This window comes from Actinomadura barringtoniae (assembly GCF_017573505.1).
GTDB classification, from domain to species: domain Bacteria; phylum Actinomycetota; class Actinomycetes; order Streptosporangiales; family Streptosporangiaceae; genus Spirillospora; species Spirillospora barringtoniae.
Genome location: NZ_JAGEOJ010000006.1, coordinates 358,682 through 377,424, shown reverse-complemented (window position 1 = coordinate 377,424; position 18,743 = coordinate 358,682). Strand labels below are relative to the sequence as shown.

The 18,743-nt window shown below is 70.2% G+C and carries 19 protein-coding genes; 12 read left to right on the top strand and 7 right to left on the bottom strand.

Features of this window, described 5'->3' with window-relative positions; all coding sequences use genetic code 11:
- Positions 1-379 precede the first annotated feature (379 nt).
- A complete protein-coding gene (locus J4573_RS17060; RefSeq protein ID WP_208256472.1) occupies positions 380-2,161 on the top strand; it encodes an alpha-amylase family glycosyl hydrolase in 1,782 nt (593 codons plus the stop codon).
- 46 nt (positions 2,162-2,207) lie between these two features.
- On the opposite strand, the gene J4573_RS17055 is transcribed toward J4573_RS17060, so the two are convergent.
- Positions 2,208-2,597, bottom strand: coding sequence for an ATP-binding protein (locus J4573_RS17055; RefSeq protein ID WP_208256471.1), 390 nt, complete (start codon positions 2,595-2,597; stop codon positions 2,208-2,210).
- A 99-nt stretch (positions 2,598-2,696) separates the two neighbouring features.
- Between J4573_RS17055 and J4573_RS17050 the strand changes: the two genes are divergently transcribed.
- From J4573_RS17050 to J4573_RS17040, 3 genes are read left to right on the top strand one after another with little or no spacing between them, the layout of a single operon-like run.
- Positions 2,697-3,509: a helix-turn-helix domain-containing protein gene (locus tag J4573_RS17050; RefSeq protein ID WP_208256470.1), complete on the top strand. Its 813-nt coding sequence runs from the start codon at positions 2,697-2,699 to the stop codon at positions 3,507-3,509.
- Positions 3,506-3,694 carry a DUF397 domain-containing protein gene (locus J4573_RS17045; RefSeq protein ID WP_208256469.1) on the top strand — a complete coding sequence of 63 codons (189 nt, stop codon included), beginning with the start codon at positions 3,506-3,508 and terminating at the stop codon, positions 3,692-3,694. The genes J4573_RS17050 and J4573_RS17045 overlap by 4 nt, the downstream gene beginning before the upstream one ends.
- Before the next feature lie 40 nt (positions 3,695-3,734).
- On the top strand, positions 3,735-4,514 hold the full coding sequence (locus tag J4573_RS17040) for a nucleotidyltransferase domain-containing protein (RefSeq protein ID WP_243773109.1): 780 nt from the start codon (positions 3,735-3,737) through the stop codon (positions 4,512-4,514).
- Positions 4,515-4,598: 84 nt separating this feature from the next.
- Here the strand turns inward: J4573_RS17040 and J4573_RS17035 are convergent, their stop codons facing one another.
- Positions 4,599-5,177, bottom strand: coding sequence for a Uma2 family endonuclease (locus tag J4573_RS17035; RefSeq protein ID WP_208256468.1), 579 nt, complete (start codon positions 5,175-5,177; stop codon positions 4,599-4,601).
- Between the two features lie 193 nt (positions 5,178-5,370).
- Between J4573_RS17035 and J4573_RS17030 the strand changes: the two genes are divergently transcribed.
- On the top strand, positions 5,371-5,880 hold the full coding sequence (locus J4573_RS17030) for a pyridoxamine 5'-phosphate oxidase family protein (protein ID WP_208256467.1): 510 nt from the start codon (positions 5,371-5,373) through the stop codon (positions 5,878-5,880).
- 125 nt (positions 5,881-6,005) lie between these two features.
- On the opposite strand, the gene J4573_RS17025 is transcribed toward J4573_RS17030, so the two are convergent.
- Complete coding sequence (locus J4573_RS17025) at positions 6,006-6,242, bottom strand: hypothetical protein (RefSeq protein WP_208256466.1); 237 nt, start codon at positions 6,240-6,242, stop codon at positions 6,006-6,008.
- 69 nt (positions 6,243-6,311) lie between these two features.
- Here J4573_RS17025 and J4573_RS17020 point away from each other — a divergent pair, with 69 nt between their 5' ends.
- A complete protein-coding gene (locus J4573_RS17020; protein WP_208256465.1) occupies positions 6,312-6,512 on the top strand; it encodes a hypothetical protein in 201 nt (66 codons plus the stop codon).
- 8 nt (positions 6,513-6,520) lie between these two features.
- Here J4573_RS17020 and J4573_RS17015 read toward each other — a convergent pair whose 3' ends face one another.
- The gene (locus J4573_RS17015) at positions 6,521-7,627 is read right to left on the bottom strand and encodes an ROK family transcriptional regulator (RefSeq protein WP_208256464.1); all 1,107 of its coding nucleotides are present in this window, start codon (positions 7,625-7,627) and stop codon (positions 6,521-6,523) included.
- Positions 7,628-7,747: 120 nt separating this feature from the next.
- On the opposite strand from J4573_RS17015, the gene J4573_RS17010 reads away from it, so the two are divergent.
- The 4 genes from J4573_RS17010 (at position 7,748) to J4573_RS16995 (ending at position 11,906) form a co-directional block, all read left to right on the top strand.
- Positions 7,748-9,754, top strand: a complete 2,007-nt coding sequence (locus J4573_RS17010) for a dihydroxy-acid dehydratase domain-containing protein (protein ID WP_208256463.1) — start codon at positions 7,748-7,750, stop codon at positions 9,752-9,754.
- A complete protein-coding gene (gene glk / locus J4573_RS17005) occupies positions 9,751-10,740 on the top strand; it encodes a glucokinase (protein WP_208256462.1) in 990 nt (329 codons plus the stop codon). The genes J4573_RS17010 and glk overlap by 4 nt, the downstream gene beginning before the upstream one ends.
- A complete protein-coding gene (gene eda, locus J4573_RS17000) occupies positions 10,737-11,360 on the top strand; it encodes a bifunctional 4-hydroxy-2-oxoglutarate aldolase/2-dehydro-3-deoxy-phosphogluconate aldolase (protein WP_208256461.1) in 624 nt (207 codons plus the stop codon). Before glk ends, eda begins: the two co-directional genes overlap by 4 nt.
- 141 nt (positions 11,361-11,501) lie before the next feature.
- Positions 11,502-11,906, top strand: coding sequence for a PPOX class F420-dependent oxidoreductase (locus J4573_RS16995; RefSeq protein WP_208256460.1), 405 nt, complete (start codon positions 11,502-11,504; stop codon positions 11,904-11,906).
- On the opposite strand, the gene J4573_RS16990 is transcribed toward J4573_RS16995, so the two are convergent.
- Positions 11,879-12,040: a hypothetical protein gene (locus tag J4573_RS16990; protein ID WP_208256459.1), complete on the bottom strand. Its 162-nt coding sequence runs from the start codon at positions 12,038-12,040 to the stop codon at positions 11,879-11,881. The genes J4573_RS16995 and J4573_RS16990 overlap by 28 nt on opposite strands.
- 73 nt (positions 12,041-12,113) lie before the next feature.
- On the opposite strand from J4573_RS16990, the gene J4573_RS16985 reads away from it, so the two are divergent.
- A complete protein-coding gene (locus tag J4573_RS16985) occupies positions 12,114-13,037 on the top strand; it encodes a LysR family transcriptional regulator (protein ID WP_243773108.1) in 924 nt (307 codons plus the stop codon).
- A 53-nt stretch (positions 13,038-13,090) separates the two neighbouring features.
- Positions 13,091-14,314 (top strand): amidohydrolase family protein, encoded by a 1,224-nt coding sequence (locus tag J4573_RS16980; protein WP_208256458.1) that lies wholly within the window; start codon positions 13,091-13,093, stop codon positions 14,312-14,314.
- Positions 14,315-14,361: 47 nt separating this feature from the next.
- On the opposite strand, the gene J4573_RS16975 is transcribed toward J4573_RS16980, so the two are convergent.
- Entirely contained in the window at positions 14,362-15,969 is a 1,608-nt protein-coding gene (locus J4573_RS16975) for an amidase family protein (protein ID WP_208256457.1), read from the bottom strand.
- 205 nt (positions 15,970-16,174) lie between these two features.
- Complete coding sequence (locus J4573_RS16970; RefSeq protein ID WP_208256456.1) at positions 16,175-18,700, bottom strand: ABC transporter permease; 2,526 nt, start codon at positions 18,698-18,700, stop codon at positions 16,175-16,177.
- Positions 18,701-18,743: the final 43 nt, after the last annotated feature.

The following is an 18,743-nucleotide window of genomic DNA, read 5'->3' as shown; positions in this document are numbered from 1 at the left end:
GCCCCGGCCGCGCGCCGGGGTCCCCATCTCCGCCCCGCATGTCCGGTTTCAGGGCTTCTTGGAGCGTGGACGCTAGCAACGCCTTGCAAGTCCGTACAGAGCTTGCAGAAAGTTTCAGCAGGATCGTGGCCCGACTGTTACCTGCGTCACGCGCGCGTCGGTGATACGTTCCCGCCCAGTCGTGGGCCCGGAGGCCCGTCCCGTCCAGCACCGGGACGCCTCCGGGCCCGCTTTCACTTTCCGTGCAGACTTGCAGCAACTTTTCTGAAATCTCTTGACGGCCGCCGATCGGCGGGTGATGCTCGGCTCTGCGCGACCCCCCGAGTGCTGGCGGGACGGTCGGGACCCACCCCGAACCCTGTCCTCTGGAGCCGCCGCCATGCGACGTCCACGCGCCCACACCCTGCTCCCCATCGCCGCCCTGGCCCTGGCAACCCTCGCCGCTGCCCCCACCCCCGCAACCGCCGCAGTTCGTACCGCCACGGCCGTAGCCACCCAGCCGAATGGGGACGCGGTCGCCAACCTCTGGGAATGGAACTGGCGTTCAGTCACCTCCGAGTGCACCGACCGTCTCGGCCCGGCGGGTTTCGGCGGCGTCCAGGTCGCCCCACCTGCCGAGTCCGTGTCCATCCCGGACAAGGGCCATCCGTGGTGGGAGGTCTACCAGCCCGTCTCGTACAAGCTGGAAAGCCGCTTCGGCACGCGCGCCGAGTTCGCCGCGATGGCCACCGCCTGCCACAACGCCGGTGTACGCGTCATCGCCGACACCGTCGTCAACCACATGGCGGGCTCCAACAACACCGTGACCAGCGGCTACGCGGGCTCCACCTTCGATCCCTCCGGCTACGCCTACCCGGCCGTCCCCTACACCCGTTCCGACTTCCACCACCCCGGCGACGGCTGCCCGACCTCCAGCGGCGGCATCAACGACTGGAACGACGCGACGCAGGTCCAGAACTGCGAGCTGGTCAGCCTGTCCGACCTCTACACCCAGAAGGACGAGGTCCGCGCCAAGATCGCCACGTACCTCAACGACCTGGTCTCCCTCGGCGTGGACGGCTTCCGCGTGGACGCCGCCAAGCACGTTCCGCAGGCCGACTTCGCCGCCATCCTTGCCAAGGTCGGCAGCACCACCTGGCAGCACACCCGCCCGTACGTCGCCCAGGAGGTCATGCCGGGCGGCTCCGGCGTCCTCGCCCCCTCCGCCTTCGAGGAGAACGGCAGCCTGCTCGACTTCGTCTACGCCTACAAGATGAAGGAGCAGTTCAACGGCGACATCGCGAACCTCAAGACGTTCGGCACGTCATGGGGCATCGAGCCGTCCGACAAGTCGTACGCGATGATCACCAACCACGACCTGGAGCGCAACGGCAGCACCCTCACCTACAAGGACGCCTCCTACAAGCCGGCGACCTACTTCATGCTCGCCTGGCCGCACGGCGTCCCGCAGGTCTACGACGGCTTCACCTTCTCCAACAACGACGCCTCCCCGCCCGCCGACTCCAGCGGCAAGGTCACCGACGCCAACTGCTCATCCTGGCAATGCGTGCACCGTGACCAAGGCGTCGTCGGCCTGGTCGGCTGGCGCAACACCGCCGGCACCGCGCCCGTCGCGAACTGGTCATCACCCGCCTCGAACGTGATCGCCTTCAGCCGCGGCGCCAAGGGCTGGCTGGCCATCAACAACTCAGCCTCTCCCTCAACGGCGACCTACACCACCGGCCTGCCCGACGGCGGATACTGCGACGTCGTCACCGGCACGGCGACGACCAGCGGCTGCACCGGCACCAAGGTCACGGTCTCCGGCGGCCAGGCCACCGTCACCGTCCCCGCCAAGAGCGCCGTCGCCCTGCACGTCAACGCCACCACCACCGGAGGCGGCACCACCCCGCCTCCGACCACCACGACCACGGTCTACGTTCACAAGGACGTCGGCTGGGGCAACCGCATCACCATCCGAGGCAGCGTCGCCCCGCTGTCCTGGAGCACGGGCAAGGACTGTGTCAACCAGTCCGCCGCCCTCTGGAAGTGCACCATCGACGGCATCCCGTCCGGCACCTCACTGGAATACAAGCCACTGATCAACGACACCACCTGGTCCACCGGCGCCAACTTCACGACCACCGCCGGCCAGACCACCGACATCTACCCGACCTTCTGACCGACCCCGACCGGCCGCGGCATCGCCCAGATGCCGCGGCCGTCAGTCAGATGGGCATAAGAGCCCACACCACTTTGCCCCGGTCGATGGCCGAAGGACGAACGCCGTATTCCTTGGCGTGACCGGCGATGATGAGGAGACCCCGACCGGACTCGGAGTCGACCAAAGCAGGACGGGGCCGAGGGAGCCCGGGGGAGGGGTCCCAGCACTCCAGTAGAGGCGCATCCTGCTGGACGGTGATGCGCGCGCGGATCTCCTGCCCGCGTGCGGCGTTGACGGCGTTGGTCACCATCTCGCTCATGACCAGCATCGAGTCCAGAACGAGCGGCCGAGCGAAGCCCCACGTGGTGAGGGCGTACCGGACCAGCTCGCGTGCGAGGACCGCCGAGGATGGCTCGGCGAGCAGAGTCATACGGATCTCGGGGTCTTCGTTCATCGCCGCCGTCCTGAGTTTTGTGAACTTAGGGTCAGGATTGATCGACGCAAGGTAACTTGCCTCGTATTCGGATAACTCCGATACACCTGTGGGTGAGCGATGAGCGTCAGAGAGTCGATAGATCCAAAAGCCTCGCACTGGGCCTGGCTGGCCTTTGACCTGTGGTTTCACAGGACCAAGCGAGACCTGTCCTTGGCTCAGATGGGGCAGATAGTCAAGGTCGCGCGCGGCACCGTATCGAACTGGGAGGCGGGGCGACTGCGGCCGAAGGAAGAACACATGATCCGCCTCGACGAGGCGTGGCACACCGGCGGTCATTTCGAGCGACTGCTCTGGTATGCGCGGACCGGCCACGATCCGGACTGGTTCAAGCAGTACATCCAGTACGAGGCTGCGGCCGACGTCATCAGGGTCCATGACGGAAAGTGGATCCCACTCCTCGTCCAGACCGAGGCCTACGCTCAGGCGATTCTGTGGGCGGCCGGTCGCGTTCGAGAGGTGGAGGTGGAGAGCAGGGCGCGGCTGAAGCGGCAGGAGAACCTCACCCGGGACGACCCGCCCTACCTATGGATCCTGCTCGACCAGGAAGTGCTGGAGTGCCCCGTGGGTGGCCCGGAGGTCATGCGTGCGCAGCTGGCGCGTCTCCTGGAGCTCGACGAACACCCGTGCATCTCGATCAGGGTGGTCGCCAGGTCGGTCGGCTGGCATCCAGGACACGACGGACACTTCCAGATCTTGAAGATCGGCTCCAGAGACTTGGCCTACGCTGGCGCCCAGATCGGTGGAAGGCTGATCGAGTCTGGTGACGAGGTCGCCAGGCTCGGGATACGGTTTGATCAGATTGGGGCGCTTGCCCTGTCTCGGGCCGCCTCAAGAGAAATGATCGGCCAGACGATGAGGGCGTACCAGTGATCGAGTGGCGCAAGAGTTCGTACAGCGGCAGTGGAAACGACGACGTGTGTGTCGAAGTGGCCCGGCTGTCCGGAGGAGTTGGCGTTCGGGACTCCAAGGACCCTGATGGCGGTCGGCTGGAGTTCGGGCGCGGAGGCTTCGCTGAACTCGTGACACGGGTCAAGCGCGGCGAGCTCGACGGATAATCGGCTACTCAAGCCGCCTCGCCGCGGGTAGCGTGCGGCCATGCGCGATCCCCGTGACCTGCACGAAGTTCCGCCCGGCATGGTCAAGAGCATGGAGGCGGGCCACCCCTACCCTCGCGCGTTCGTGACCGTGAGCGGCGCCCACCTGTACGGCTTCCCGTCACAGGATTCCGACGTGGATCTGCGCGGCGTCCACCTGCTCCCGCTGGACGAGATCGTCGGGCTCGACACGGGCGCGGAGACCATCACCTGGACCTGGGACCAGGCGGGCGTGGAAGCCGACCTGGTCACTCACGATCTCGCCAAGTTCTGCCGTCTGCTCCTGAATCGCAACGGCTATGTGCTGGAGCAGCTCGTCTCGCCGCTGGTCGTGGCGACGTCGCCGGTGCACGAGGAGCTGCTCGCGCAGGTTTCCGGCCTGCTCACCAGCAACCACGCCCACCACTACCTTGGCTTCGCCCGCAATCAGTGGCGCCTCTTCGAGAAGAGCGAGGAGCTGAAGCCGCTGCTCTACACATTCCGCGTCCTGATGACGGGCATCCACCTCATGCGCACCGGCGAGGTGGTGGCCGATCTAGGCAGCCTCACCCCTGACTACGGGCCTGTGTACGTTCCGGACCTCATCGAGGCCAAACGCGCCGCCGAGCACGGCGCCCTCCCGGCGGACGCCCCCGACCGGGATCGTCTCCTCGCCGACGTCACGGCCCTGACCGTCCGGCTCGAAGATGAGCGGGCCCGCTCCGTACTTCCCGAACGACCGAGCGCCCGCCCGGCCCTCCACGACCTGGTGGTACGAACCAGGCTGGCGCCGCGTGGGTAGCCCAGGACCCCTCACGCTGGAACATTCCGTGGTGCTGTCCCTCGGGTTCGACGAGCTTCTCTCCGGCCGATCAGCCCAGCGCGGTCAAGTCGGGTCGGCGTAGCGCGGCAGGTCGCCTGTGGCCAGTGCGAATCCGAACGGCGTGGGGAGTGGAATCTCCTCGCCGTACTTGCCGTGAAGCACGCCCTGGTAGCTGCCCTCGCGCGGGTAGGTGAGCAAGGACCAGGCGCCGACACGCGGATCCACTGCGAGCAGTGTGCGCACTCCGGCGGCCGCGTACCAATCGTTCTTGTCGGTGACTTCCTTGGCACGCTCGGACTTGGAGATCACCTCGAGGGCCAGCTCCACGTCGCCCGGATTGGCCAGCCAAGCATCGTCCTCGTCCCAGTCCTCGGGGAGCACCACGAGGTCGGGAGTGCAGTAGTCGTCGACATCGTCGGGAAGCGCGACGGAGGAGACCTCATATGTGGCCAGCCCTGCGGGCAGCCGAGGCTCGAGCTGCAGGCGGATGCGCCGGATCGTTCCCGCTTGCTTGCCACGTGACGTCGGAGACATCACGAGTTTTCCTCCCAGGACCTCAACGCGCAGCCCGGTGGCCTGCTCGATCTGTTCGGCGACGGCGCGCAGGTTTCCTGGATGCGGTCGTATCTCCGGAACGGACAATGCTGGGCTCCCTCCGTTCGGCTGCTCGGGAAACCATCCTCTGGTCCACGATGTCAGGCGACCCCATCGCACAGAGCGACTGGCCGTGCGCACCGGCCGATCAGAGGGCGGTGTCGATCGTCTTGGGGGACGCGGTCAAGGATCGTGACGGCCCGACCGATGAGTTCGGCGGGGGTCCCTGGTCTATATCCCCATGAGTACATCGGACGGACTGAAGGCCCAGCTCGACGAACGCTTCAGCGAACCCGGCGCGCAGGCTACGCCGTGGGAGACGACGCGCGAGGCGCTGGAGACGGCACAGCTGTTCTGGATCACGACCGTACGTTCCGACGGGCGCCCGCACGTCACGCCACTGGTGGCGGTGTGGGTCGATGGCCGCCTGCACTTCTGCACCGGCCCCGAGGAGCAGAAGGCGGTCAATCTCAGGGCGAACCCCCAGGTCGTGCTGACCACAGGTGCCAATGATTGGGATCGGGGCCTGGACGTGATGGTCGAGGGTGAGGCCGAGCGCGTCACCGATCGGGCCACGCTGGAACGCCTCGCCGCCTCCTGGGCCGGTAAGTGGAACGGCCAGTGGCAGTACGAGGTGACCGACGGGGGCTTCGTCCACGAGCAGGGCGCCGCCCTCGTCTACGCGGTCAAGACCACCAAGATCCTGGCGTTCACGAAGGGGACGTTCACCCACACCAGGTATCTCCCCTAAGAGGGTCCCCTCAGACTGAGCGCAAGGACATCGGGGTGAGTCCGGTGCGTGCGTCAGATCGACCATGCCCATCAGGCCGCGGAGCCGGTCCGCTGCCGCGAGTTCGTGGACTCGATCAGGGGGAGTCAGGCGGTCACTGCGTCGATGGCCGGTGTGCGTAGTGTGCGGCGGGCTGCTGTCAGGCTGGTGGCCAGGGCGAGTACGGCGGCGATGGTGACGACCGCGAGGTAGAGCAGAACGTTGCCGTGGGGGATGGGTGAGCCGGAGCGGGCGATGCTGAACGGGATGATGGTGACGAGGGAGGCGAGTGTGCCGGCCAGGACGCCGGTGGCCGCCAGTACCGGCGCCTCGCCGGCGACCATCTGCAGTACCTGCCGGGGGTCGCGCCGATGAGGCGGTTCTGGCGGCGGCCGGTGGTGGCTGCGACCAGTGTGTTGATCACCATGATGGTGGCGAACAGCCAGGCCCGTACTGTCGGCGCCGTCCAGCTGGCGCTGGTCACCGGGCTGATGGTGCAGTGGATGACCGACCCCGAGCACGCTCTGACCGCCGCCGAGGTGATCGAAGGCATCCAAGCTCTCAATCTCCCGCTGCGTCGAGAGGCCGTCTTCAACCGCTCCGACAGGCACTAACGAAGGCTCTAAGGGGCGTCGACGGCCTCGGGGGCGAGGATGTGGTCGAGGACCATGACGGCGCAGCCGACCAGGCCCGCGCGGTCGCCGAGGCGGCTGGGCTCGATGCGCAGGCGGCGGGTGGCGAGGGCGGTGGCGCGGCTGTAGACGACCTCGCGGACGCCGGCGATCAGCGTTTCGTACGCGCCGGTGAGGTCGCCGCCGAGGACGACGACGGCCGGGTTGAGGAGGTTGACCGCGGTCGCGATCACCTCGCCGATGCGGCGGCCCGCCTGGCGGACGAGGGCGACGGCCTCGGGGTCGCCCTCGCGGGCCAGCGCGGCGAACGTGGCGAGGTCGGGGGCGTTCGAACGGGCCAGGAGGGCGGTGCCGCCGGCGACGGCCTCGACGCAGTCGAGGTTGCCGCACCGGCACATCACGCCGCCGCCGTCCTGGACCGGGACGTGCCCGATCTCGCCGGCCGCGCCCAGGGCGCCGCGCTGGATCCGGCCGCCGGAGATCAGGCCCGCGCCGATGCCGGTGGAGACCTTCACGAACAGGAGGTCGTCCAGGTCGGAGTAGGCGGCGCGGTGCTCGCCCAGCGCGGCGATGTTGGCCTCATTGTCCAGGTACGCGGGGACGCCGAAACGGGCGGCGATCGCGGGCCTGATGGGGGTGCCGTCCCATTCGGCCGAGGCGAACTCGACCATGCCGGGGATGCCGATGCCCGCCCCCCGTACGGCGGAGGGGGCGAGTTCGGCCTGGCCGAGCAGCTTCTCCCAGGAATCCAGGAGGTAGTCGAGGGCGCGGGCGGGCGCGGCGGGCAGGTGCGTGTCAGCCTCGGCGAGAACGTTCCCCGCAAGATCACAGACCGCGACCTGGCCGCGGGACTTGCCGAGGTTGGCGACCAGGACGGCGCCGCCTTCGGCGTTGAACTCCAGGCGTTGGGGCGGACGGCCGCCCGTGGAGGTGCCGTCGGCGCGTTCGACCACCAGGCCGCGCGCGATCAGGTCGGTCACGCGCAACGTCACCGCGGGCCGGGACAGGCCGGTGATCCGGGCGAGCTCGGCGCGGGTGTCCACGCCCTCCTCGCGGATCAGGCGCAACACGTCGCCACTGGTGGACGGGCGTCGCATCCGCTCAGTGAAGCACGGGTGTCTTCGGTATGTCGACCCGACCAAGATGAGAGACTTTGGTAATAAACCGTTCATAAGTGGGTTGCCTCACATGCCGAAGTGTCGATAGTTTTCCGAATCATGAGCATTCATCCCGTCGTGGCCCAGGTCACGCGGCGTATCGCCGACCGCAGTGCCGGGCCGCGCGCCGCCTACCTCGACCGCATCGCCGCCGCACGGACGCAGGGACCCGCGCGCTCCGGGCTGGGATGCGCCAACCTCGCGCACGGGTTCGCCGCCTGCGGGCCGCTGGAGAAGCTGCAGCTGCGGGGCGAGGTGACGCCGAACGTCGCCATCGTGACCTCGTACAACGACATGCTCTCGGCGCACCAGCCGCTCAAGGACTACCCGGACGTGCTCAAGGCCGCGATCTCCGCGGCGGGCGGCACCGCGCAGGTGGCCGGGGGAGTGCCCGCCATGTGCGACGGGATCACCCAGGGCCGGGCCGGGATGGAGCTCTCGCTGTTCAGCCGAGACGTGGTGGCGATGGCCACGGCCGTGGCGCTCTCGCACGACATGTTCGACGGCGCGCTGCTCCTCGGGGTCTGCGACAAGATCGTTCCGGGGCTGGTGATCGGTGCCCTGTCGTTCGGCCACCTGCCCGCGATCCTGGTGCCCGCCGGGCCGATGTCCTCCGGGCTGCCGAACGCCGAGAAGGCCAAGATCCGCAAGCGCTACGCCGCCGGGGAGATCGGGCGTGAGGAGCTGCTGGAGGCCGAGTCCGCGTCCTACCACTCCGCGGGCACCTGCACGTTCTATGGAACGGCCAACTCCAACCAGCTGCTGATGGAGGTGATGGGCCTGCACCTGCCGGGGGCCAGCTTCGTTCCGCCGGGAACGGAGCTGCGTGCGGCCCTCACCGCTCAGGCGGGCCGCCGCGTCCTGGAGATCACCGACCTGGCCGGCGACGCGTACACGCCGGTCGGCGAGATGCTGGACGAGAAGGCGTTCGTGAACGGCGTCGTCGCGCTCCTGGCGACCGGCGGCTCCACCAACCACACCCTGCATCTGGTCGCCATGGCCGCCGCCGCGGGCCTCGAGCTGACATGGGACGACTTCGACGAGCTGTCCAAGATCACCCCGCTGCTCACCCGCCTCTACCCCAACGGCACCGCCGACGTGAACCACTTCCACGCCGCCGGCGGCACCGCCTACCTGATCGGCGAACTCCTGGACGCCGGCCTCCTCCACGAGGACGCCCGTACGGTCGGCGGCACCAACCTGTCCGCCTACCGCGAGACCCCCACCCTGCCCCCCGAGCCCGCCCCCAACGGCAGCGCCCCCTCGGCCCCCTCGGCCCCCTCGGCCGCCTCGGCCACGGCCGAGAACAGCGCCGCTGGCGCTGGCGAACGTCTCACCTGGCGGCCTGTTCCGGCCGAGTCCGGTGACCGTTCCGTGCTGCGGCCGGTGTCCGACCCGTTCGACGAGCATGGCGGCCTGCACACCGTCAGCGGCAACCTCGGCCGTGCGGTGGTCAAGGTCTCGGCCGTACGGGAGGAACACCGGCTGATCGAGGCGCCCGCCCGCGTCTTCGACTCGCAGGAGGAGCTGCAGGCAGCCTTCTCCGCGGGCGAGCTGGACCACGACATGGTCGCTGTCGTCCGCTACCAGGGCCCGCACGCCAACGGCATGCCCGAGCTGCACCGCCTCACCCCGCCGATGGCCGTTCTCCAGGACCGCGGCCACCGCGTCGCCCTGGTCACCGACGGCCGCATGTCCGGCGCGTCCGGCGCCGTTCCCGCCGCGATCCACGTGTCGCCCGAAGCGGCCGCCGGAGGCCCTCTCGCCCGGGTCCGCGACGGTGACATGATCAGGCTGGACGCCGACAAGGGACTGCTGGAGGTACTGGTGCCGGACGAGGAGTTCGCCGCCCGCGAAGCGACCGGGCGCGCGCCCGGTGACGAGTGGTCGGGCACCGGCCGCGAACTGTTCCACGCGTTCCGCCGAGCCGTGGGCCCCGCCGAGCAAGGCGCGGGCGTCTTCGGCACCGCCGGAACGTTCAGCACTCCCGCAGCCGCCTCCGCAGCCGCCCCTGTCGGTGCGACCACTACGGCCAATGGTTCTGCAGGAACGGGGGTGTTCGGATGAGCGCCAGTTATCCGTGGCTCGTCGCCGACATCGGCGGCACCAACGCGCGCTTCGCGCTGATCGAGGGGCCCGGCGCCGCGCCGACCCGCGTGTACACGTTGCCGACCCGCGACCACGCCGGGATGGCCGAGGCCGCTGCGGCCTACCTGGCCGAATACGCCTCCGACGTCACGCCCGGAGCCGCGTGCCTGGCGATCGCCGGCCCGGTCGTGAACGGCGCGTACCGCCTGACCAACGCGCACTGGGAGCCCGACACCGCCGAGAACGTGCGGGCGAGCCTCGGTCTCGCGCACGTCGACGTGATCAACGACTTCGAGGCCCTCGCGTACGCGCTGCCCAACCTGGCGCCGGCCGACCTGCACGCGGTCGGCGGCGACGCCCTGCCCGGCGGCGACGGAACGGCGCCGCTCGCGGTGCTCGGCCCGGGCACCGGCCTGGGCGTGGCGGCGCTGATCCCCACGCCGAGCGGCTGGATCCCCAACCCCGGCGAGGGCGGCCAGGTCGACATCCCCGCCGGGACCGACGCCGAGGTCGAGGTCATGCGGCTGCTGCGCGCCGAGCAGGGCGCGGCGAACGCCGAGTACCTGCTGTCGGGCGACGGCCTCACCAGGCTCCACCGCTTCCTCAGCATGATCCACGGCATCCAGGCCGAGGCCCGCACCGCCGCCGAGATCTGCGAACGCCGCGACCCGCTGAGCGCCGAGACCCTCGAGATGTTCTGCGCGCTGCTGGGCGCGTTCGCCGGCAACGCCGCGCTCACGCTCGGCGCCCGCGGCGGCGTCTTCCTCGGCGGCGGGATCCTGCCGCGGATCACCGACGTTCTCGAGAAGAGCGACTTCAGACGTAGGTTTGAGGCCAAGCCGCGGGTCGAGGAGTACATCCGCGCGATCCCGACCGCGATCATCATGCACTCCGGCCCCGCGCTGGTCGGCGCCGCCGCCCGGCTCGCCCAGACCTCGTCCCCGACCGCCATGGAGCTCGTGTGAACGCCGAAGAACTGCTCGACCTGGCCCCGGTGATCCCGGTCGTGGTGCTCGACGACCCGGGCGCCGCCGTGCCGCTGGCCCGCGCGCTCGTCGCGGGCGGCCTGCCGGTCATCGAGGTCACGCTCCGCACGGCCGCCGCGCTGGAGGCGATCGAACGCATCGCCGCCGACGTGCCGGACGCGGTGGTGGGCGCCGGAACGGTCGTACGGGCCGCCGACGCCGAGCGCTCCAAGGCCGCCGGATCGCGCTTCCTGGTCAGCCCCGGCTGCACGCCCGCGCTGCGCGAGGCGATGAACGCGACCGGACTGCCCTTCCTACCGGGCGTTTCCTCCGCCTCCGAAGCCATCGCGCTGCTGGAGCACGACGTCACGACGATGAAGTTCTTCCCTGCCGAGGCGGCGGGTGGCGTTCCCTACCTGAAGTCGCTGGGCGGGCCGCTGCCGCAGGTCCGGTTCTGCCCCACCGGCGGCATCACGCCGGAGAGCGCACCCACCTACCTGGCGCTGGGCAACGTCGGCTGCGTAGGCGGCTCCTGGCTGACCCCCGCCGATGCCGTACGAGCAGGGGACTGGGACCGCATCGAATCCCTGGCCAAGGAGGCCTCCGCCCTCCGCCCATAAGGACTTGCAGCGAGCCGGCCCGAAGGTGGCGCCCGGAGGACCGGCTCGCTGCAATATTTCTCTGTTTCTTTTCCAGGCATGTCACGTTTGCGGGAGCGCTCGCGTCTCCGGGGTTGCAAGACACCCAAGAGGAGGCCCGCAATGAACACGAGCACCCCGAACAGCGTCCCGACCCTGGAAAGCCTGGCCACGCAAAAGACCGTTCTCCTGACGACCTTCAAGAAGGACGGCACCCCGGTCGGTACTCCGGTGAACGTCGTCGTCCAGGACGGCCACGCGTTCTTCCGCACCTACGACAAGGCGTGGAAGGCCAGGCGGCTGCGCAACAACCCTGAGGTAGAGGTCGCCCACAGCACCTACAAGGGCAAGGTCACCAGCGCGGCCCGCAAGGGCACCACCCGGCTACTGAACGATGCCGAGGCCAAGCCCGTCCGGCGCCTGCTGGCCCGCAAGCACCCCGTCCAGCAGGGCGTCATGGTCCCGCTGGTCCACAAGCTCAAGGGCTACAAGACCCTGCACTACGAGCTGATCCTGGACGAGCAGTGAGCGTGGCCGCCCGCGGTGAGCGTCTTGCCGTCGTACGACGTCATGTTCATCTGCAGGCGGCCACAGACACAACGGCTCCAGGTGACGACGCCTTGGCTGGTGGTGTGCCGGGAGATGATCGTGTTCTGGCTCATGCCAGTAGTCTCACCCCGCCCAACCGTTGCGGTCTATTTCACGTTTTCCGCTGAATATGTGCACAATGGTTTCATGATCGACCTGCGCCGACTCCACATGCTCCGCGTCGTCCACCGGCAAGGGACGATCACCGCCGCGGCCGAGGTCCTGCACCTCACCCCGTCCGCGGTCTCCCACCACATGCGCGAACTCTCCCGCGAGCTCAAGATCCCGCTCCTCGAACCCCAGGGCCGCCGCGTCAGGCTCACCCAGGCGGCGCACGTCCTGCTCGGTCACGCGGACACCCTGCTCTCCCAATGGGAGCAGACCCTCGCAGACCTGGACTCGCACCGGGCCGGCGAGACCGGCCCGCTGCGCATGGCCGGTTTCACCACGGCGGCCGCCGGTCTCCTGGCCCCGGCGGCGGGACGCCTCAAGACAACCCACCCCGACCTGCGCGTCCTGGTCCGCGAATGCGACACCGACGTCAGCCTCGAACTCCTCCTGGCGGGCGAGGCCGACCTGGCGATCATCGAGCCCACCGAGGAGGCGCCGCCCCCAGGCGACCCCCGCTTCGACCAGCGCCCGCTGCTGCACGAGCCGCTGGACCTCGCCGTCCCCGCCGGCCACCCCTTGGCCGGCAGCGGCGCCGTGACCCTGGAGGACGTGGCGGACGAGGCCTGGATCGTGTCCGACCCCGACGGCTGCGACCACAAGCGCCAGCTCATGGTCCACTGCTCCGCCGCGGGCTTCACGCCCCGGATCGAGCACGAGGCGACCACCTGGACGGTGATCTGGTCGCTGGTCGCCAACGGCATGGGCGTCTCGCTCATCCCGAGGCTCATCGACGGCCTCCAGCTGCCGGGCGTGGTCCGCGTTCCGCTGACCGGCGAGTCCCGGCCGACCCGCAGGCTCCTCACCTGTGTGCGCCGCGGCAGCCGCGAGCACCCGGTGATCGCCATGGGTGTGCGCGCCCTCCAGGACGTGATCGACGGGAGCCCGGCCGTGGCCGCCTGATCTGCCCCACGCCGACTGATCTCCCGCATAATGTCGCCACGGAGGTGGGGTGCATGGCCGAGGTGCTGCTGCGCGGCGGGCGGGTCTGGCGGACGCCGGGTGAGGCGGTCCAGACCGCGGACGTCCTGATCCGGAACGGTGTGATCGCCGAGATCGGCGCCGTCACGGCCACGTCCGCCGGCGCCGTCACGGCCACGTCCGCCGAGGTCATCGACGTGCCAGGGCGGCTGCTGTTGCCGGGCCTGGTCGAGGCGCACTGTCATCTCGACAAGACGCTGTACGGCGGGCCGTGGGTCCCGCACTCGGCGGGTGAGCCGCTCGCCGAACGCATCTCCAACGACCGTAACCGGCGCGGCGAGCTAGGCATCCCGGACGTCGACCGGATCACCGCCCTCCTGGAGCGGATGGTCGTGGCGGGCACCACCTACGTCCGTTCGCACACCGACGTCGACCCCGAGGTCGGGCTGCGCGGCGTCGAGGCGGTGCGGGCGGCAGCGGAACGTCTTAACGGCAGGATCGCCATCGAGCAGGTCGCGTTCCCGCAGCACGGCGTCCTGGTCAACCCGGGCACGGCCGAACTCCTGGAAGAAGCACTGAAGAACGGTGTCGAGACGATCGGCGGCATCGACCCCGCCGGGTTCGACCGCGACCCCGTTCGCCAGCTCGACCTGATCTTCGGCCTGGCCGAGCGCTACGGCGCGGGCGTCGACATCCATCTGCACGACGGCGGCACGCTCGGCGCGTTCGAGTTCGAGCTGATCATCGAACGCACGCTCGCCGCCGGCCTCGGCGGCAAGGTCGCGATCAGCCACGGGTACGCCCTGCCGCAGATCGCCGAGGGACAGCGGGCCGCGCTGGTCGACAGGCTGGCCGAGGCGGGCGTGACGATGGTGACGTGCGCCGTCTACGACTTCCCCGTGGCGCCGGTCAAGCAGCTGCGCGCAGCCGGGGCCAACGTAGCCTGCGGGCACGACGGCATCCGCGACCTGTGGGGCCCGTTCGGCACCGGCGACATGCTGGAGCGCGCCATGCACCTGGCCTACCGCAACACCTTCCGCCGGGACGAGGACATCGAGCTCGCCCTGGAGGCCGCCACCCACGGCGGAGCCCGCGCCCTCGGCCTGGCCTCCTACGGCCTGAACCCCGGTGCCCCCGCCGACATCGTGGTCGTGTCGGCGGAGACACCGGCCGAGGCCGTCGTCGCGCGCCCGCCTCGCGAACTGGTCATCAAGGCCGGTCGAGTCGTCGCACGCGACGGCACCCTCGGAGCCATCTGAGGCGCCTGGACCTGGCGCGCCGGCCGGCCGGCTCACGTGGGCGACGGCTACTCCAGGGGCGGCGCCGAGGCCGGCGGGCGGCGGTGCCGCGTCGCCTGCTCGAAGTCGTAGCCCATGCCCAGGAGCTTCGGCTCGCTGAACGGGGTGCCGAGGAGCTCCATGCCGACCGGCATTCCTTGTGGTGTGAAGCCGGCCGGGAGGCTCAGCGCCGGGAAGCCCGTGTGCGCGGACAGTTGGCAGTTGCGGTTGGGGTCCTTGGCCGGGTCCTGCCCGATCGGCTGTGCCTGCTGGGTGATCGTGGGGTAGACGATGGCGTCCAGGTGCTTGGCGCGATAGAGGTCGGTCAGGCCCGCGCGGAGCTTGGCGCGGTTGGCCAGGGCCGTACGGTAGGCCGCCTGCCGCTTGGTGCCGGGCTTGGGAGTGGTGCCCACCAGCGGCTTGATGAGCTTGAGTACGGAGGGGGTGACCTTGCCGGTGGCGACGATGTCGGCCAGGGTCACCTTGTCGTACGGGGCGGTCTGGCTAGCCAGGCCTTTGGGGAAACGCAGGCCGGGCGAGGCCAGGTAGGCGTTCAGGTCCCGCTCGAACTCGGAGGCGACAACGCTCGCCGCGTCCATCGTCGTCAGCAGCTCGGTCTGGGCCCCGAGGTTCACCAGGGTGGCGCCCTGAGCCTTGAGGTCCCCGGCTGCCGCACGGACGAGCCGGCTGGTCTCCTTCTGGTCGCCCTTGGCCAGGAACAGCCCGTTCATCACGCCGATCCTGCGGCCCTGGAGAGCGTGGGAGGACAGGCCGCTCAGGTAGCTGCGCGGGGTCTTGCCGATGCTCGCCTTGGTGATCGGGTCCTTCCGGTCGTACCCGGCCGTGGCGTCCAGGACGAGCGCGACGTCGCGGACCGAGGTGCCCAGCGGGCCTCCGGTGTCCTGGGTCTGGGACATCGGGATGATTCCGTCGCGGCTCGACAGGCCCAGCGTGGGCCGCAGCCCGACCAGGGCGTTGTGCGAGGACGGGATGCGGATGGAGCCGCAGGTGTCGGTGCCCATCCCGATCGGCGCGAAGCTCGCCGCGATTCCCGCGCCGGTACCGCCACTGGACCCGCCCGGATCGCGGTTCAGCCCGTACGGGTTGAGGGTCTGACCGCCCAGGGAGCTGATCGTGGTGATCCCGTAGGCGTACTCGTGCAGGTTGGTCTTCCCCAGCACGATGGCGCCTGCCTTCCGCAGCCGCGCGACCTGTGTGGCGTCGTCGGCCGGGCGCATGCCCTTCAGCGCCATCGAGGCGTTGGTGGTGGGCATCTCGGCGGTGTCGTAGTTGTCCTTGAGCAGGATCGGGATTCCGTGCAGTGGCCCACGCACTCTGCCGCTACGGCGCTCGGCGTCCAGCCGTGCGGCCTCCTTCAACGCACCCGCGTTGACACTGATCACCGCGTTGATCCGGGGTCCCCGGTCGTCGTAGGCCCTGATCCGCGCCTCGTACGCCCGCACGAGCTGAGCCGAGGTGACCTTGCCTCCTGCCAGCCACCGGCTGAGCTGCGCCACGCCGACATTGGTGACATCGGGAAGCGCGTCCGCGTGCGCCGCAGGGACCGACGGCACGGTCGCCATCAGCGCCCCGAAGGAGAGAGCGGCTGCACCTCGCCTGTAATGAGTGTTGCGCATGTGACTCCTCTTCATTAGCCGAGCTAATGAGATCTGAGGAGTGTTGCGCCCGCGTTTCGACTGGATTCCCGCCCTGAGTCCGGTTCCTCACCAGCCCCATGGGATCTCGGACCTGCGCGGCGAACTAGGTGGCGCCGGGGCAGGGCGTCGCGGCGGTGCGTGCGGCGCTGGACGCCGACCCGGCGCACCGGCTGCCGTGATCGCACTAGGTGGCGGTGATCGCGTCGAGGACGTTCAGCCGGGCTGCGCGCCGGGCGGGCCAGACCGCGGCGAGCACGCCGACGCACGCCGCCGCCACGACGTAGAGACCAAGGCGCCCGTATGGAACGGCGAGCGTCGTCACCCCGTCCTCGGCCATCGCGTTCTGCACGGTGACGCCGAAGACCACGCCGATTCCCAGGCCCAGCACCGCGCCGAAGACCGAGATGATGACCGCCTCGTACCGGATCATCCGGCGCAGCCGGCGGCGGTCCAGCCCGACCGCGCGCAGCAGCCCGATCTCGCGGGTGCGTTCGACCACCGACAGCGCGAGCGTGTTGACGATGCCCAGCGCCGCGATGACGACCGACAGCACCAGCAGGGCCAGCACCAGGTTGAGGAACAGGTCGATGCCGCCCGCCGCCGCCTTCTTGATCTGCGACCGGTCCTGGAGCTTGACATTCGGCCAGGGCGCGAGCGCCGCCTCCAGCGCGCCCCAGCTCGCGCCGGTCACCTCGATGCGGTCGATCGCCCGGTCGGCCGCGTGCGGGCCGTACGCCGCATCGTCGATGATCATGCCGGGTGCGACGTCGGAGAGGGTCTTGGCCGTGTCGTAGATCCCGGCGACGCGGAACGTGGTCGCCGCGCCGTCCTGGAACGCGCCCGGCAGGACGGTGCCGACGCGCCAGTGCTCGGCGTCCGCCGTCGTGCCGCTGACCAGCACGTCCGTCCCGCGCACCGCGGCCTGCCCCGCCCTCATGCGCAGGCGGTAGTGCGCCACGAGGCGGGCGGGGGAGCCCGCCGTCGCCGCCTGGACCTTGCCGCCCATCCGGAAGCGCGCAGTGCGCATCGCGACCACGTCCCGCGCGCCCGGCACCTTCCGCACGGCGGCGAGGGTCTCCGGCCCGACCGGGGTGACCTGGCTGCGACCGGTGATCCGGTAGTCGGCGGTGAGGCCCGCGTCGAGCTGGCGGTTCACCGTGACCGACATGGACTGGGTGATCACCGACACCGTGCCGATCAGCGCCAGGCCGATCATCAGGGCGGACGCGGTCGCCGCGGTCTGCCGCGGGTCGCGCAGCGCGTTGCGGCGGCTGAGCGTGCCCACCGCGCCGCCGAACCGGGCGAACGGCCACCCGATCAGCCAGGTCAGCGGCTTGCTGATCAGCGGGCTCAGCGTCGTGACGCCGATGAAGAACGTCATCGCGCCGCCGCCCGCGAGAGTGAGCGCGGGCTTCCCGCTCCCGTTCAGGCCGGCGATCATCGCGGCGCAGCCGGCCGCCAGCGCGATGCCGCCCGTGACCGCGCGCAGGCGCAGCGAACGGGCCGCCAGCGTCGCGTCGTCGCGCAGCGCGGCGACCGGTGGGACGCGCGCGGCGCGGCGCGCCGGGACGTAGGCGGCGGCCGCCGTGACGAGCAGGCCCACCGCGTACGAACCGATCACCGCCGCCGGCGGCACCACCAGGCCTTCGAACGGCAGGTCCTCGCCCGCGACCGCCGACATCAGCCGGGCCAGGCCGATCGCCAGGCCGCCGCCCGCGACCAGGCCGAGCGTCGAGCCGAGGAGCCCGACGCCCACCGCTTCGCCGAGCACCGCCCGGGTGACCTGCGCGCGCGAGACGCCGACCGCGCGCAGCAGGGCCATCTCGCGGGTGCGCTGCGCGACCAGCATCGAGAACGTGTTGAAGATGATGAACGATCCGACGAACACCGCGATCACCGCGAACGCCAGCAGAATCGTTCGCAGGGCCTTGAGGACGTCCTTGAGCGGCGCGGCCACCTCGTCGATGGCCTGTTGCCCGGTGATCGCCTCGTACCCGCTCGGGAGCGCGGCGGCGACGGACGTGCGTACCTGCTCCTGGCTGTAGCCCTTCTCGGCGTGCACGGTGATCTGCGAGTAACCGGGCCGTTCCATCAGGAGGCGCTGAGCCGTCGCGGGCTCGAACGCCGTCACGGTGAGCTGCCCGGAGATCGTGCTGCCGTAGCGGAAGACGCCCACCAGACGGAACGTCCGGCGACCGGAGGCCAGCGCGATCGGGACCTGGTCGCCGAGCTCGTAGCCGGAGGCCTTGGCGGTGTTCTCGTCGATGGCGATCTCGTCCGGCGCGGCGGGCGGCGCCCCCGACCGGAGGCGCATCAGTGACAGGTCGGGATCGCCGTACCAGTCCGTGCCGACCTGCGGCTCGCCCCCGACGATCCTGCCCTTGCCGTCCACCACCGCGGCGAACCCGTTGACCACGCCGTGCGCCTTGGCGACCCCGTCCGCGCGCCGTACCGCGGCCAGGGCCGAGGCCGGCAGCGGCCGGTCGGTGTCGCGCGAGCCGAGCTCGTCGTCGAACGCCTTGTGCGAGCGCGCGACGGCGTCGGTGCCCTGGCCGAGCTCGTCGAAGGCGCGGTCGAACGTGTGGTCCAGGGTGGCCGAGAAGATCAGGGTGCCCGCGACGAAGGCGACCCCGGCGACCACCGCGATCGCCGTGAGGAGCAGCCTGGTCCGGTGCGCGATCAGGCTGCGGAGAGTGAGCCGTAGCATCATGGCTCGATTCGAGCCGACGGCGTCGGCGTGGCGGCAGCGCGCA

Bases quoted from the DNA above. Each gene is read 5' to 3' on its own strand.
- J4573_RS17040 (WP_243773109.1), top strand. From the start codon at position 3,735: ATGCGCGATCCCCGTGACCTGCACGAAGTTCCGCCCGGCATGGTCAAG.
- J4573_RS16975 (WP_208256457.1), bottom strand. From the start codon at position 15,969: ATGCGCAACACTCATTACAGGCGAGGTGCAGCCGCTCTCTCCTTCGGG.
- J4573_RS16970 (WP_208256456.1), bottom strand. From the start codon at position 18,700: ATGATGCTACGGCTCACTCTCCGCAGCCTGATCGCGCACCGGACCAGG.
- J4573_RS16995 (WP_208256460.1), top strand. From the start codon at position 11,502: ATGAACACGAGCACCCCGAACAGCGTCCCGACCCTGGAAAGCCTGGCC.
- glk (WP_208256462.1), top strand. From the start codon at position 9,751: ATGAGCGCCAGTTATCCGTGGCTCGTCGCCGACATCGGCGGCACCAAC.
- J4573_RS17025 (WP_208256466.1), bottom strand. From the start codon at position 6,242: ATGGTCGCCGGCGAGGCGCCGGTACTGGCGGCCACCGGCGTCCTGGCC.
- J4573_RS17050 (WP_208256470.1), top strand. From the start codon at position 2,697: ATGAGCGTCAGAGAGTCGATAGATCCAAAAGCCTCGCACTGGGCCTGG.
- J4573_RS17055 (WP_208256471.1), bottom strand. From the start codon at position 2,597: ATGAACGAAGACCCCGAGATCCGTATGACTCTGCTCGCCGAGCCATCC.
- J4573_RS16980 (WP_208256458.1), top strand. From the start codon at position 13,091: ATGGCCGAGGTGCTGCTGCGCGGCGGGCGGGTCTGGCGGACGCCGGGT.
- J4573_RS17060 (WP_208256472.1), top strand. From the start codon at position 380: ATGCGACGTCCACGCGCCCACACCCTGCTCCCCATCGCCGCCCTGGCC.
- J4573_RS17015 (WP_208256464.1), bottom strand. From the start codon at position 7,627: ATGCGACGCCCGTCCACCAGTGGCGACGTGTTGCGCCTGATCCGCGAG.
- J4573_RS16985 (WP_243773108.1), top strand. From the start codon at position 12,114: ATGATCGACCTGCGCCGACTCCACATGCTCCGCGTCGTCCACCGGCAA.
- J4573_RS16990 (WP_208256459.1), bottom strand. From the start codon at position 12,040: ATGAGCCAGAACACGATCATCTCCCGGCACACCACCAGCCAAGGCGTC.
- J4573_RS17010 (WP_208256463.1), top strand. From the start codon at position 7,748: ATGAGCATTCATCCCGTCGTGGCCCAGGTCACGCGGCGTATCGCCGAC.
- J4573_RS17030 (WP_208256467.1), top strand. From the start codon at position 5,371: ATGAGTACATCGGACGGACTGAAGGCCCAGCTCGACGAACGCTTCAGC.